The organism is Aphanizomenon sp. CS-733/32 (assembly GCF_028330045.1).
Taxonomy (GTDB): domain Bacteria; phylum Cyanobacteriota; class Cyanobacteriia; order Cyanobacteriales; family Nostocaceae; genus Dolichospermum; species Dolichospermum gracile.
Map to the genome: position 1 here is coordinate 1 of NZ_JAQMSE010000102.1, position 14908 is coordinate 14908.

A 14908-nucleotide genomic window follows, 5' to 3' on the forward strand; every position below is an offset into this window, starting at 1 on the left:
ACTCCTGACTCCTGACTCCTAACTCCTGAACTCCTCATAAAATATGTCCCGTTCTAAAGCATTACAGTATTACATAGTTTCCCGGTTACTATTTGCGCCACTGCAACTATTAACTATTATCACCATTGTTTTTATTTTACTAAGAGCCACCCCAGGAGATCCAGCAGATGCAATTCTAGGAGGAAGAGCGCCAGAAAGTGCAAAAGAAGAATTAAGAAAACAACTTGGTTTAGACTTGCCAATTTGGTTACAATATCTCAATTATTTAGGTAATTTACTACGCTTTGATTTAGGAACTTCCTTAACCAGTCGCGGGCAAAATGTGGGCGAAATAATTGGTCAATATTTTCCAGCCACCGTAGAATTAGCATTTGCGAGTATGGCTGTGGCGTTGATTGTTGGCGTTTTAGTTGGCACTATTTCCGCTTCTCGTCCGGAAACTGCTTTTGATATTGGGGGGCGGTTATTCGGGATTATTACCTATGCACTGCCCATGTTTTGGGCGGGGATGTTGTTACAATTAATTTTCTCAGTTCAATTAGGTTGGTTTCCTAATTCTAATCGGTTTCCGCCTAATCTTCCTGCACCTGCAAATATTACTGGTTTATATACAATTGATAGTTTATTAAGTGGAAATTTCAGTCAATTTTTAACATCTTTACATCATCTAGCTTTACCAAGTTTAACTTTGGGAATTTTATTAAGTGGTATTTTTGAGCGGATTGTCAGGGTTAATTTAAAGCAAACCTTAAAAGCTGATTATGTAGAAGCTGCTAGAGCGCGAGGAATTTCTGAAAATAAGATTTTGGTTTCCCATGCTTTAAAGAATGCCTTAATTCCTGTAATTACGGTGTTAGGATTAACATTTGCTTCCTTGTTAGGTGGAGCAATTTTAACAGAAGTGACATTTTCCTGGCCTGGTTTAGCAAATCGCCTATATCAAGCTATTTCTGATCGGGATTATCCTACAGTGCAAGGGGTATTAGTATTTTTTGGGGCAATTGTTGTGACTGCGAGTATTTTGATTGATATTCTCAATGCTTATGTAGATCCGAGAATTAGGTATTAGAAGATTTAGATTTGGAAAAGATTGTAGAGAAGTTTCAAGTAAAATCTTGAATAAGATTATAGATATCGCATCTGTAATTTCCGAAAATTTCTAAGAGTAAGAGAAATTTTGAGATAAATACAAGGGTTTAGCACTGCTAAACCCTGATCTGTTAATAAATCGAAAGATTTATTGTTTGCTAGTCCCTAACAAAGATTGACTTTACTATTGACTCAGGCAATCAACGTAGTAATTATTGACAGACCCTTCTTTCTTAATTATCAGGCCGTGAATTCCATTTTCAAAACCAGGGAACTTCTGATCAAAATCCTTTGTCTGTCTGAGGTAATCGAGCATTTCTTGGGTGAAGACTTCTCCGGGCATGATCATTGGAATTCCTGGGGGGGTAGGAACTACCATGCTTGCAGCAATCCGATCAATTGCTATATCTTCGTCAATATTGAGAAGCTCAACATTACCTTTAACCAAAGCTTCATAGGCTTTAGCGGGAGGCATTTTTGGTGTGGGAATTACTCCATACACTTTTTCTATTGTTTCCAATGTGTTATTATTGACATACCACTCGTGCATTGCGGTGCAGAAATCCTTCAAACCCATGTTATGATCATAGGATGACGCAACAGTCTTAAGGGCAATATTAAGAGGAGCATTGCTATCGTATAAACGCTTGAAACTTAGCAATTCCGTGATTAATGTACTCCACTTACCCTTAGTGATGCCGATAGAGAATAATACGAGAATGGAGTATATTCCGGTTTTCTCCACAGTCAGCCCACGCTCCCACAGATACTTGGAGACAATTACTGCTGGGATACCAATATTGTCTTCCGACTCAACACCTGGACAGAGGATAGTTACTTTGGTGGGGTCGAGAATTGCCTGACTCTGACTAAGATGGTTGAACCCATGCCAGTCCATGTCTGGTTCTAGTTGCCATTCCTCCCTGTTAATATCCCCTGTGAAGGTAAGTTCTTTAGGCTCCCAGGTAGTAAACCACCAATCGCTAAGTTGATCTCCTTGACCCATCTCATTTATCAACCGTCGGAATGTTATGGATTCATCAATGGTGTCTTCCATGAGAGCAATCCCACCAGGTCCAGCCATCATCTGTGATGCCACATCAAGAGAGGCCATGATAGGATAATTGGGCGATGTAGACGAGTGCATTGTGTAAGCTTCATTGAAGCGATCAAAGTCAAGTTTCTGGGTTTGGCTATTTTTGACATGAAGCATGGAAGCTTGGGAGAATGCAGCCAGAAGCTTGTGAGTAGAATGAGTTGCAAAGATAATGGGATGATTAGCCGCCGGATTCCCCTTGGACATACCGTAATGACCATTATAGAATTCGTGGAAAGCAGCATAGCCAGTCCATGCCTCATCAAAATGGAGCGCATCTACTGTATCTTCAATTGTATCCTTGATTTTCTCTACGTTGTAACAGACACCGTCATAGGTAGAGTTAGTTACTACCAAGAGCTTTGGTTTCTGACTATTATCGGTGACAAGAGGATTTTCATTGATTTTCTGCTGAATGTTTTCTGGTGTAAATTGATCCAAGCTAATCGGTCCAATTATGCCATACTTATTCCATGACGGGGATAAATAGACGGGAATAGTCCCAGTCATGACGATGCTATGTGAAATAGACTTGTGGCAGTTGCGATCTACTATAACGATATCACCAGGACTCACCATCCCGTGCCAGACAATTTTATTGGCGGTCGAAGTACCATTAAGGACAAAGAAAGTGTGATCAGCGCCGAAATTTTGTGCCGCTTCTTTCTCCGCAGCACCAATAGGACCGGTGTGATCAAGGATATTCCCCATTTCCGGCACAGAAATTGAAAGGTCAGTGCGGAAAATGTTTTCGCCGTAGAACTGGTGAAAAGCTCGACCTACAGGGGTTTTGATAAAGGCAACTCCCCCTGCGTGTCCCGGTGTATGCCAGGAATAGGCAGAATCCTCGGCGTGTTTGACTAGAGCTTTGAAGAAGGGAGGCAGCAGACCTCCAAGATAATCGTGGGCTGCACGACCAACCTGGCGAGCGAGGAACTCAGATGTATCCTCAAACAGATATAGCACGCCTCTTGCTTGATTGAGGAATGATAGGGAAAACGTTGTCATAGTTTTCCGTTCGCCTACATAGAATATGGGTATATTCTCGTTTTTTTTGTGTACGGCTTCTAGAAGATTTTGCAAATCTTCCTCAAGGTTAACTCCTTCTTCTGAACCTTCCACTGAAATCAAAATGCAAGAGAAGGCGTTGAAGTTGGAAGCTACGGTTGTTGCGTCAGCATAGGTTTCTAAGTTAAAGACTTTGAAGTCGAGGTTTTCTAGTGCTGTTGCTAACTTCCGCATAAAGACACCTGCGGCTTTTGTTGAGTGAAAGTCACCATCAACAATCAAAATTGGAAAATCTAAGGTGGATTCGAGCATTTGTCTTTTTTTTACTACGGTTGCTCTAGGACAGTACATCAGTAAGTAATGATTCGTCAAGATTTTTTTTACAATTCTTACTATAGGAATCCTATTTGATTTCTGATAGCCTGCGTGGCGTAGACATACAAAATTCTGTATAACTTGATTCATTCTTCTTGTTTCCTGTTACCTGCCTGTCAAGAATTACAGCAGAATTCAGGAGTCAGGAGTAAAACTGGTTTGGTGTATGGCTTTAAATTTAGATTCTGCACCTCATTGATATGCAATCTGCTGTAAATGACAAATATAAATTTGACAGACTACTAGGCAGTACGAATACATAAAAAAATTTTGTTTTTTTTTTATGATTAAAGCTAGACAAAGATTAGCTACCTGTGATAATCTCCAATGTGTATATTTTAGTCCAAATATCAGGCGCAAAACTACCATGCTTGTAACTCAGAATGTAATAAAGAAAGCTACAGTTGTAGACTATGTAGAACAGGGTTTAGAAAGAATTCGTAAGCACCCTTTTATTACAGAAGCTAATTCTCGAACATTGACGAAGGAACAAGCTATACGATGGATCATGTGTGCAGGAAGAGAAAGTAGATCTTTCCCAGATGTACTCAACAATTTAATCTCAAGGTCTTCAAATCCTCGCATTCAAGACATTTTAAAAGAGAATTTGAAAGATGAAAACGGAGATGGCGTTTTGGAACACGCTCATTTCATGCATTACCTACAATTGCTAGATAAGTTACAAGTTTCCAGAGATGAGTTTTATGCGTACAATGAGCGTGCTGGTATTAAACTGGCACTAAGTCTTGCTTACAACGTATCAGTGTTAAAAAGCGAGGCTGCGGCTTTAGGATATATGCTTATTAACGAGTCAATGACAACAATTACCTATTCTGCAACAAAATTAGCTATTACACGTTACTATCCCAACCTCTCAACAGGATTTTTTGATATTCATGTTGATGTTGATGAGGAGCATGTGGATGAGCTTTATAAGGCTGTTGATGAATTAGATGCAAGCCAATTAGATGACCTCCTTTATGGTATTGACTTAGGTGAGAGAGGAATGGCAGTTTTATTGGATGAAGCATACGGAATATTTGAAAACTACGACAAAATTCCTTCCTATACGACAGCCATCTAGATTTCTACGGAAAATCTGATCCAAAGCTTATGGACTGACAATAGTGTTTGGTGAAGGTAACTTAGGTTGAATGGGAAAACTAAATCCAACCTACAGCAATAAAAGTTTCATTGGGATACTTCAAGTTTTGATGTATTTATCTTGATCTTGAAGTTTTCCCCTTTTTTTATTAACACAACTTACATAAGGTGTGTAATCCTTATTCAGAAATGCAACTGCTTAATTTTGCAAAATCTGACTTCCCCGTTTTAGGAATCATTTTTCAGATTCCGCTACCGTATTTTCAAGGTAAAAGCTAATGACTGTATTCAATGAGACGAAAGCAACATTTTGGTATGGTGTTGGCCTTGCTGTTGCTGCTAATTTACTTTGGGGTTTAGCTTTCTTAATTCCGAGGATTTTATCCTCTTTTACTCCAGTAGAAATTACACTAGGGCGATATTTTTTCTACGGACTTATATCATTTATACTATTTTTGGTGCTGGAAAGAAAACATTCTTGGATTTATAACTTTAAAATTTGGTCTGCCAGTTTTATTTTTGCATTTGCAGCTAATATTGGTTATTACTTTTTCCTTGTTTATGGTGTGAGATATGCTGACGCAGAAATTACGTCTCTTATCATTGGAATTTTACCAATAACAGTTTCTATTTATGGCAATTTTCTAGAACGTGAATATCCTTTTTCTAAGTTATTGCCATCAATTTTAATGATAACTGGTGGTATTTTTATCATTCATAACTTAAATTTTGCTGGACATGAAAATCCAGAACAAATATTTGGACAGCAGTATTATCTTGGATTATTGAGTCCTTTTGTTTCACTAATTGTCTGGACTTGGTATTGCGTTGTCAACTCTAGCTTCTTAAAAAAGAACCCGCATATTCTTTCATCAACTTGGTCAACATTAATTGGTGTTAACACACTGATACAATCATTAATTATTTTAGTTATTTTGATGGTAATTGGCAATGATTCGGTAATAAATTTTGCTAAATATCTTAAATTTGATAGCTTTGATTTTGATGGCTTTGATCATGAAGTTATCATATTCCTTATTAGTAGCATAATTCTTGGAGTGGCAGTATCTTGGGGAGGAACTCTAATGTGGAATAAAGCCTCTACTTTGCTGCCAATTTCTCTAGCAGGACAATTGATTGTTATCGAAACAATCTCTGCTCTTAGTTATGTATATATCTATGATTCTCGCTTGCCTTCTTTTTTTGAGATTCTTGGCATCACCATGATTATTGGAGGTGTAATACTTGGAATCAGAAATGTCCAGTTCACATCAAATGATCCTGAATTGATAATAAAGCCATCTAAAGCGCAAATAGAATAAGCTTCATAACCCTGCTACCCCAAAGCTTATCTGTGGTTAATTTTACCAGTTTTGCCAAAATTTTAGTAGGCTTTGATTTTGGCAAATTTATTGTAAGCCGTTGTGCATTTAGTTTGTATAATTCTAGCGAGCAAGAGGCCCGCACCACAAAGTTCAAGTAAATTATGGTTATCAAATTTAGCTGCGTAACAGCTTAACTCTTAGTCTAATTTGAACTATCACTAACTCACTGACAATTTGATTCTACCTTTGTAAACTACGGGGGTCAAGAGCATCTCTCAAGCCATCACCTAATACGTTGAATGACAAAACTGTGATAATAATCAGAATTGCTGGTGGTAAAATTAACCAAGGTTGTAATACTAAAATAGAAGCATTACTAGCTAAAGAAAGCATATTTCCCCAAGAAGGATCTGGTTGTTGAATACCTAAACCAATCAGACTTAATACTGCTTCTGCACCAATAAAACTAGGAATTGTTAAAGTAGCAGAAATAATGATGTAAGTCGCAGTTTGTGGCAAAACATGACGAACAATAATATAAATTGGATTACCACCCATGACCTTTGCTGCTTGGACAAATTCGAGTTCTTTGATTGATAATACCTGTCCGCGAATTATCCTGGCTAAACCTGCCCAACTAATTACGGAAGTTATGACAATAATTAATAAAAATCGCTGCGTGCTGGTTAATTTTGGACTCAATATCCCTGATAGTGCTACTAATAAATAAATACTCGGAAAGGTCATCAACACTTCTGCTAAACGCATGATAATACTATCAATTATCCCCCCAAAATAGCCGGAAATACCACCAATTAGTAATGCTAAAGGATAGGTGATGATAATCCCAAAAATGCCAATAAACATACTAATTCGACCACCATGTAACAAGCGACTAAATTGGTCGCGTCCTTGTTCATCTGTTCCCAAGATATTAAATTTTGCGTCACCAATCACGCCAAACAAATGCCAATTTAAAGAAATACCAGGGATAATTGTGACTTCCTGCCATTTTGGAGGTAGGGAAATAGTCAAGTTGAATAATTGATATTTTGGTCCAGCAACAAATAACCGCAATGGTGAAGGCTTTGTTTGGTCTATAATTATTTTTCTTTCCCCAGTTTCTAAGTTAGTATCGCCTTGTGTTGTAGGATATACATGAGGTCCAATAAACTGCCCTGACTGAGACACCCAGTGAATCTGAGTGGGTGGGAGTAGTGAACCATTGGGTTGTGAATCATAGGGATTATAAGGAGCGATGAAATCAGCACCAATTACTGCTAAATAGAAACATAAGAGGACAATTGCCCCAGTTCGTGCTAAAGGGTTTTTATTGAGTCGTTGCCACCAATTCATAGTTTTTGATGTAAAAGTTAATATTGATTATTTGTTGATAAAAGTATATATCAAGAATTAGATGATATCTATAAACTCATTTTATGAACAACTTGCATCACCATCGCGCACAATTTCCCGCTTTAAGTAATAAGGTTTATTTTAACTACGGAGGCCAGGGGACAATGCCCCAAGGGGCTATGGATGCTATTACTGAGGCTCAGGTACATATTCAAAATATAGGCCCTTTTGGGAGTGAGGCGTATAGTTGGATTTCACCGCAAATACAAGCTAGTCGGGAGGCGATCGCCTCTATACTAAATGTACCATCTGACACAATAACTCTCACTGGTAATGTCACAGTCGGTTGTAACATTGCAATGTGGGGCATTGATTGGCAACCCGGTGATCATCTTCTCCTTTCTGACTGCGAACACCCTGGTGTCATTGCCACTGCCCAAGAAATTGCCCGTAGATTTGCGGTAGAGGTTACTACCTGTCCCTTAATGGCTACTTTGAATGAGGGAGATCCTATCAGTATTATTGCTGAAAATCTCCGTCCCACAACCCGTTTAGTAGTTTTAAGTCATGTTTTATGGAATACAGGTCAAGTTTTAGCCATTGATAAAATTGTACAAGTATGCAAAAGCAATAATTCTCTGTTATTGATAGATGCGGCTCAATCAGTGGGCGTTCTCCCTTTGGATTTAACTGCTTTGGGTGTAGATTTTTATGCCTTTACCGGTCACAAATGGTTATGTGGTCCCGCTGGTGTGGGTGGTTTATATGTACGTCCTCAAGCCAGAGAAAATCTGCACCCCACTTTTATTGGCTTAAATGGAGTAATTACCAATAATCAAGCTCAACCGACAGGCTTGCAACCAGATGGACGCAGATATGAAGTATCTACTTTACCAACTTCATTATATATTGGTTTAAAAGAAGCAATTACAATTCATGAACAATGGGGAACAGCACAGGAAAGATATGAGCAAATTTGCCAAAATAGTAATTATCTCTGGCAAAAATTAAACTCTTTACCTAATGTTAAATGTTTAAAAAATTCACCTCCAGAAAGTGGATTAGTTTCCTTTCAATTAACTAATCAGCCTAGTTCTAAATTAGTACAATCTCTAGAGTCAGAGAATATTTTAACACGAACAATTGCCCATCCTAATTGCATTCGTGTAAGTGTTCATTATTTAACATTAGAATCAGAAATTGACAAATTAATAGCAGCTATAAAAGGCGACTAGTCCCGCAAGGCGGAAGTCAAAAGTCAAAAGTCAAAATGAAGACAGTATAGGCTTTTGGAGGATTTAGGATGGTTGGTTTATTTAAGCCGTTTTGTACTAGAAGTCACTGCTAAACAGACAAAACCCACCTTTGTGGGTTAAATCATATTAGTCCGCGACGGCGGACTTTGCTTGTGTAGTAGTGATTTCTAATTGCCCAATACTCTTTTTAACTTTGTTTTAAATCATGAAACGACCAACGATATATATAGCCATCACAAATCACGGTTTTGGTCATGCTACCCGCACAGCTTCCATTGCTAACACCATCCAAAAATTATGTCCTGAAGTATTATTAATTCTAGTCACCACTGCACCTCGCTGGTTACTGGAATCTTATATAGAGGGTGATTTTATTTTACGTCAACGGGCGTTTGATTTAGGTGTGATTCAACCTGATAGTTTGACAATGGATAAACTAGCAACTTTAGCAAAACTGCGAGAAATTCAAAAAAATCATAAATCCTTAATTGCTTCAGAAGTTAATTTTATTCGTCAAAATCGCGTTGATTTAATTTTAGCAGATATTCCTTTTCTAGCTGCTGGATTTGCTGAAGCTACGAATATTCCTTGCTGGATGATTAGTAACTTTGGTTGGGATTTTATCTATCGAGATTGGGGGGGAGAATTTACGGAAATAGCTGATTGGATTAGTGATTGGTACAAAAAATGCGATCGCCTATTTCGTCTTCCTTTCCATGAACCTATGTCAGCATTTACCAACATTACAGATGTCGGTTTAACTGGTGGTTCTCCCGATTTTACTATTGATGAATTACGCACTAATTGGGAAATAAGTACACCACCAGAAAAAACCATTTTACTGACATTTGGTGGTTTAGGCTTGCAAGAAATTCCTTACACTAATATCAGCAGATTTCCTGATTGGCAATTTATTACTTTTGATACCTCAGCCCCAGATTTACTTAACTTAATTAAAGTTACAAATCATCAATATCGTCCTGTGGATTTTATGCCGATTTGTGGGAGAATTATTTCTAAACCTGGATATGGGACATTTTCAGAAGCTACCCGTCTAGAAATACCAGTTGTTACTATTCCCCGTGATGATTTTGCCGAAGCAGCTTTCATGTTAGCCGGAATTACTAATTACAATCATCATCAAATTCTCACAGCACCAGAATTTTTTCAAGGAGATTGGGATTTTCTTGATCAATCACCCCAAGCACCAAAGCTGCCTAACATGATCACCAAAGATGGGAATGAAACAATAGCCCAAGCTGTGATAGATTATTTGTAAGTATTCAGATCCCCTACTTCTACCATTGATTCATTATTTATTGATATCATTGAAAAATTAGTCGGGGATATTACACCATGAGGATTATGACCCACTACCAAAAACTATTAAGAGTTTCCACCAATGGAAAATCATTTCACAATATTACCGCCAAAATTGAAGCTATTGTTGCCGAATCTGGTATAGAAACTGGGCTTTGTAGTTTATTTTTACGTCACACCTCAGCTAGTTTAGTAATTCAAGAAAATGCTGATCCTGATGTATTAGTTGATTTAGCTAATTTCATGGCTAAAATAGTTCCAGAAGGAAACCATTACATTCATAATGCTGAAGGACCAGACGATATGCCAGGACATATCCGCACAGTTTTAACCCATACCTCCGAACAAATTCCCATTAATCGTGGTCATTTGGTATTAGGAACATGGCAAGGAATCTATGTTTGGGAACATCGTCAACAGAATAATGTGAGAGAGTTAGTAGTTCATATTTCTGGATAGATTTAGTATATCAACCAGAATTAAATTGTGATCAAACATTCAAATAATTTATCAAATTTTCAATGCTAACCTACTTAGACAGAGAATTTATGTCCTGGTTTATTCAATTCCAGTCGAACCAAAACGATAACCTTTACCATAAACAGTATGAATCATTGGTGTTTTACCCACTCCTTCTAGCTTGCGACGCAACAGACGAATTAAAGCCGCAATCACATTACTATTAGGTTGTTCCTGATTTTGCCATAAATGCTGCAAAATTTGAGCATGAGTCAGTAGTTGTCCTGAATTTTCCATGAAGTATTGTAACAACTGACTTTCTTTTTGAGAGAGTTCTATAATTCTTCCGTGACGATAAGCTATTTGATTTTCTATATCCAGTTCCAAATCGGCTACAACTAACTTTCCTTTTGTACTACTATAAGATTCTGTACCAGTACGACGTAACAAAGCCCGGACTCTTGCCAGTAATTCCCGTAATTCAAAAGGTTTGACTAAATAATCATCAGCACCCGCGTCCAAACCCTGCACTCTATCGTCCAAAGTATCTTTTGCCGTTAGAAATAGCACAGGAACTATTTTCCCTTGCCGACGTAATTGCTGACAAATCTCTAACCCCGTTTTTCCCGGTAACATCCAGTCTAAAATCAGTAAATCATAACTGCCTATTGCTGCTAAATTACTCCCACTTATTCCATCATCAGTAGCATCAACACTGTAACCTTCACGAGTTAACAGACGAATTAAAGGCTCAGTTAGTTCGACTTCATCATCAACCAATAAAATTTTCATTATGTTAGTAGTGAGCAATATAGATATATTCTCAATATAGTGAACTGCAAACACATCAAGAATACCGAAAAAAGAATGTTAACTGTTGCAATACCCAAAGGAGAACTACTTAAACCTAGTCTCCGCATATTACAATCTCTAGGATTAGATTTTAGTGCTTTTTTAGAATCAGGCAACCGCCAATTACAAATTCCTGATGCCACTGGACAGGCAAAAGCGTTGTTAGTCCGAGCGCAAGATGTACCTGTTTATGTGGAATATGGTCAGGCACAATTGGGAATTGTCGGCTACGATGTCCTGAGAGAAAAACAGCCCCAAGTTGCCCAATTAGTGGATTTAAAATTTGGATATTGTCGGATGTCTGTGGCTGTAAAAGCTACCAGTTCCTACAAATCTCCTTTAGATCTACCTGCTCATGGTCGAGTTGCTTCTAAATATGTAAATTGTGCGCGAGAATATTTCCAAGGTTTGGATTTACCAATAGAAATTGTCCCCTTATACGGTTCTGTGGAATTAGGTCCAATTACCGGAATGTCGGAAGCAATTGTTGACATAGTTTCCACAGGAAAGACCTTAAAAGAAAATGGTTTAATTGAAATTGCGACTTTGTATGAAAGTACAGCCCGCTTAATTGTTCACCCTTTAAGTTATCGGTTGAATACAGGTAATTTATATCAATTAATTGAACAAATGCGATTAGGACTTCTCACAGCAGTTTAATTTAGTTTCTCAGATCCCCGACTTCTTGGAGAAGTCGGGGATCTTAAATTTAGGACTTTTTGACGTTATTGACAGAACTAAGTTGATCTAAAATTGCTAAAATCTCTTGTTCAAATGCAACTTGAGCGCGGTTAGTTTTTCCGCCAATATACAAAGTTTTGCCCTTTTGTAAAGCCCAAATTTGAGAATGGGAGAAATAACTCATAACTACACCTAACATCAACAAACCAAAACCTGTATAAACAATAGGAATACCAGGATCAAATTTGATTTGTAAACCCGTGCTACCCATGATGTCAAGAATTTGCAAATTTACGCCATTTACAGGGATAGACATTCCTGCACGCACAGTATTAATTAATTTACCTTGGGCATCATAAATTAATACCATGCCTTGCAAATCCTTGGCTAATAGGGAAACACCTTCACTTAAATCAGGTTTAGTCGGAATCCAAGTTCCCCAAATTCTCCCTTTACCTTTAGTATCTAATTGTACCATTGGCAATTGAAAAATTGGACTTTTATTTAATCTCACCCGAACATTAGAAATTCCCCAATCTGTCTGATAGAAAACGACACCATGATAACGTAAAGGTTTGTTAACATAAATTTTCTCATGGTTAACTTCTTGACCATCATCATTCAACACAGACATATCCGAATAAAATTGGTCAATTCCCCCCGTTGGTGTGTAGTCAATCCAAAAGCGATTGACACGCACAGACCAATCTTTTAACACATCTTTCGATGACCAAGCACCAGCATCAACAATATTCTTTACCTGGAATGTATCGCCGCTAGTAATCATTTCTTGAGCCATGAAGCCCGTCATTGCGCCCCAAATTCCTCCCAGCAAAATAGCCACAATACCAATATGAACAATGATCGGACCAATGCGCCCAACTATCCCTTTACGGGCATAGAGAATATCATCTTTTTCTGGATTCGTTTCTTGAAATATGCGATAACTCTTTTGCTGCAAAATTGGCGGAATTGATGACAAACAAACACCCTCTAACTCAGCACTCAAAGCTAACTTTGTAAAGTTGCGAGGTTCTTGGTAATATTTCCACTTTTGAGCAGCTTTGAGGGCTGGTAATTGCCGAGTAAAGGTACAAGCTGTTAAACTAGTTCCAAATAAAACTAATAAACTCAAAAACCACCAAGTTCTGTATACATGATCTAATCCAACTACTTGAATAACTTTCCAAGAAAGAAAACCAAATAAAGCAGGATGTTCTGGATAATTAGATTGGTAAAAATCAGGCAATTGTCCCTGTTCAATCACCGTACCACTAACACTAAATATGGCAATAACCAGTAATAGGATAATTGCTAAACGTAAATCAGTTAATACAGGTAAGATTTCCCGGCGGATAAATCGTCCGGGGATTAACCACCAACTTAATTCTGTGGATGTTGTCTGATCTGAAGTCATTGCTTAGAAACTACCAATAGGAATGCGAGAAAGTAGAGAAAAAACACCAAACCCTACTAATAATACACCGCTAACAGGATTGATCCAACCAGACCAACGGCGCAATTCTAATAGTTTTTTAATTGCAGCAGTAAATGTACCTGCTAGAATTAATGGAGTTACATATCCGGCTGTGTAAGAAAGTAGTAGAACAGCACCTAACACTAAATCTTGAGTATTAGCAACCCAACCTAATAAACTGGCTAACACCGGTGTGCTACAAGGGGAAGCGACTAACCCAAATGTTAAACCAATCAAGTATGAACGTACTCCGGCAGGTAAATCTGGAGAAATCCAATTTGTTTCATTCAAAGTAGGAAATTGTATGGGTAATGCTTCTAATAAGTTTAGTCCCATAATAATAGCGATAATGCTCACAATAATTGGTAAACCAATTCCTATCTGTCCATAGACTTTACCAACTAAACCTGCGAGGATTCCCATACCTGCTAATGTAGTTGCTAATCCCAACGCAAACCAAGTTGATTGGGCTGCTGCTTGCAAACGACTTTTAGCTTCATAACCACCAATATAACCAATGGTAATGGGCAGCATAGACAGCATACAGGGCGTGAGGCTGGTCAGCAAGCCAGCCAGAAAAATAATGCCAATGCTGACGAAACTCAGGTGAGTGAGTTGGTTTGCAACAAGGGTGTTGGCAAATTGCTCAAGTTCGTAAATTTGGGTTTCTAGAGTTTCTAGCATGAGGGTGTTTAAGGAGGAAACGCTTACTCTGTCTGCATTTTAACCTATTTTGGGTGATGAAGTCATAAAGGTAGGTAGCATAGTGCAAATCATACTTCCGGATTTTTGTGAAAAATTAATGAATTTATAGTAGAGATGACCCGAAATCAGATTAATTGTTCTAACATTTGCCTTAATGGCACATTATCATCAAATACACATTTAAAATTAACAATACTCATTCAGAAGGAATCTACCACCATGACTCGCAAAGCCAACAAGATCTTACAACAATCTGGAGTTATTCCCTATCGAATCAACGACGGAAAAGTTGAAGTTTTATTAATTACCACTCGTAGCCGTCAAGGTTGGGTAATTCCTAAAGGGGGACTTTGTAAAGGGATGAGTCCCCATGATTCAGCAGCGAAGGAGGCGTGGGAAGAAGCGGGAGTTGTCGGTAGAGTCACAACTGAAGAGTTAGGTAATTATAAATATCGAAAACGCGGGAATATCTATCAAGTAAATTTATTTTTATTACCTGTAGAAATAATCTTAGAAGATTGGCCAGAAGCTACCGCCAGAGAAAGAAAATGGCTAGAGGTTAATGAAGCCGCCGAATTAGTCAAGGAAACTTCACTCAAAAAAATTATTCAAAATTCATGGATATAGACACCTATCCAGAATATCCAGATCCCCGACTTCTTTAAGAGGGTGTTTGAAAAGTTAGAAGTTGAGTAAAAAAAGCTCTCAGGGTATAATCTGTAAGTACTAAAAATACAGAACCGCAGAGAGCAATGAGTAAAGTATACTCCAGCAACCTAACTAAAGAACAGTGGGAACTAATAGA

At 38.0% G+C, this 14908-nt stretch carries 13 protein-coding genes; 8 read left to right on the forward strand and 5 right to left on the reverse strand.

The window, feature by feature from the left end; all coding sequences use genetic code 11:
• The first annotated feature begins 43 nt into the window (after window positions 1–43).
• Entirely contained in the window at window positions 44–1069 is a 1026-nt protein-coding gene (locus PN471_RS07745) for an ABC transporter permease (protein ID WP_271776352.1), read from the forward strand.
• 204 nt (window positions 1070–1273) lie between these two features.
• Here PN471_RS07745 and PN471_RS07750 read toward each other — a convergent pair whose 3' ends face one another.
• Window positions 1274–3658, reverse strand: a complete 2385-nt coding sequence (locus PN471_RS07750; protein ID WP_271776353.1) for an Orn/Lys/Arg decarboxylase N-terminal domain-containing protein — start codon at window positions 3656–3658, stop codon at window positions 1274–1276.
• 193 nt (window positions 3659–3851) lie between these two features.
• Between PN471_RS07750 and PN471_RS07755 the strand changes: the two genes are divergently transcribed.
• On the forward strand, window positions 3852–4652 hold the full coding sequence (locus tag PN471_RS07755; protein ID WP_271776354.1) for an iron-containing redox enzyme family protein: 801 nt from the start codon (window positions 3852–3854) through the stop codon (window positions 4650–4652).
• A 298-nt stretch (window positions 4653–4950) separates the two neighbouring features.
• Window positions 4951–5994, forward strand: coding sequence for a DMT family transporter (locus tag PN471_RS07760; RefSeq protein WP_271776355.1), 1044 nt, complete (start codon window positions 4951–4953; stop codon window positions 5992–5994).
• 243 nt (window positions 5995–6237) lie between these two features.
• Here the strand turns inward: PN471_RS07760 and PN471_RS07765 are convergent, their stop codons facing one another.
• Window positions 6238–7353, reverse strand: a complete 1116-nt coding sequence (locus tag PN471_RS07765; protein ID WP_271776356.1) for an ABC transporter permease — start codon at window positions 7351–7353, stop codon at window positions 6238–6240.
• Window positions 7354–7436: 83 nt separating this feature from the next.
• Here PN471_RS07765 and PN471_RS07770 point away from each other — a divergent pair, with 83 nt between their 5' ends.
• From PN471_RS07770 to PN471_RS07780, 3 genes are all read left to right on the forward strand, one after another.
• Window positions 7437–8588, forward strand: a complete 1152-nt coding sequence (locus tag PN471_RS07770) for an aminotransferase class V-fold PLP-dependent enzyme (RefSeq protein ID WP_271776357.1) — start codon at window positions 7437–7439, stop codon at window positions 8586–8588.
• Between the two features lie 226 nt (window positions 8589–8814).
• Window positions 8815–9888 (forward strand): glycosyl transferase, encoded by a 1074-nt coding sequence (locus PN471_RS07775; RefSeq protein WP_271776358.1) that lies wholly within the window; start codon window positions 8815–8817, stop codon window positions 9886–9888.
• Between the two features lie 86 nt (window positions 9889–9974).
• Entirely contained in the window at window positions 9975–10388 is a 414-nt protein-coding gene (locus PN471_RS07780) for a secondary thiamine-phosphate synthase enzyme YjbQ (RefSeq protein WP_193891310.1), read from the forward strand.
• Between the two features lie 99 nt (window positions 10389–10487).
• Here PN471_RS07780 and rppA read toward each other — a convergent pair whose 3' ends face one another.
• On the reverse strand, window positions 10488–11180 hold the full coding sequence (gene rppA, locus PN471_RS07785; RefSeq protein WP_271776359.1) for a two-component system response regulator RppA: 693 nt from the start codon (window positions 11178–11180) through the stop codon (window positions 10488–10490).
• 75 nt (window positions 11181–11255) lie between these two features.
• On the opposite strand from rppA, the gene hisG reads away from it, so the two are divergent.
• On the forward strand, window positions 11256–11900 hold the full coding sequence (hisG, locus tag PN471_RS07790) for an ATP phosphoribosyltransferase (RefSeq protein WP_193891304.1): 645 nt from the start codon (window positions 11256–11258) through the stop codon (window positions 11898–11900).
• A 49-nt stretch (window positions 11901–11949) separates the two neighbouring features.
• Here the strand turns inward: hisG and PN471_RS07795 are convergent, their stop codons facing one another.
• Both PN471_RS07795 and PN471_RS07800 read right to left on the reverse strand, forming a co-directional pair.
• Entirely contained in the window at window positions 11950–13338 is a 1389-nt protein-coding gene (locus tag PN471_RS07795) for a cytochrome c biogenesis protein (RefSeq protein WP_271776360.1), read from the reverse strand.
• A 3-nt stretch (window positions 13339–13341) separates the two neighbouring features.
• A complete protein-coding gene (locus tag PN471_RS07800) occupies window positions 13342–14082 on the reverse strand; it encodes a cytochrome c biogenesis protein CcdA (protein WP_193891298.1) in 741 nt (246 codons plus the stop codon).
• Between the two features lie 240 nt (window positions 14083–14322).
• On the opposite strand from PN471_RS07800, the gene PN471_RS07805 reads away from it, so the two are divergent.
• Window positions 14323–14730, forward strand: a complete 408-nt coding sequence (locus tag PN471_RS07805) for an NUDIX hydrolase (protein WP_193891296.1) — start codon at window positions 14323–14325, stop codon at window positions 14728–14730.
• Window positions 14731–14908: the final 178 nt, after the last annotated feature.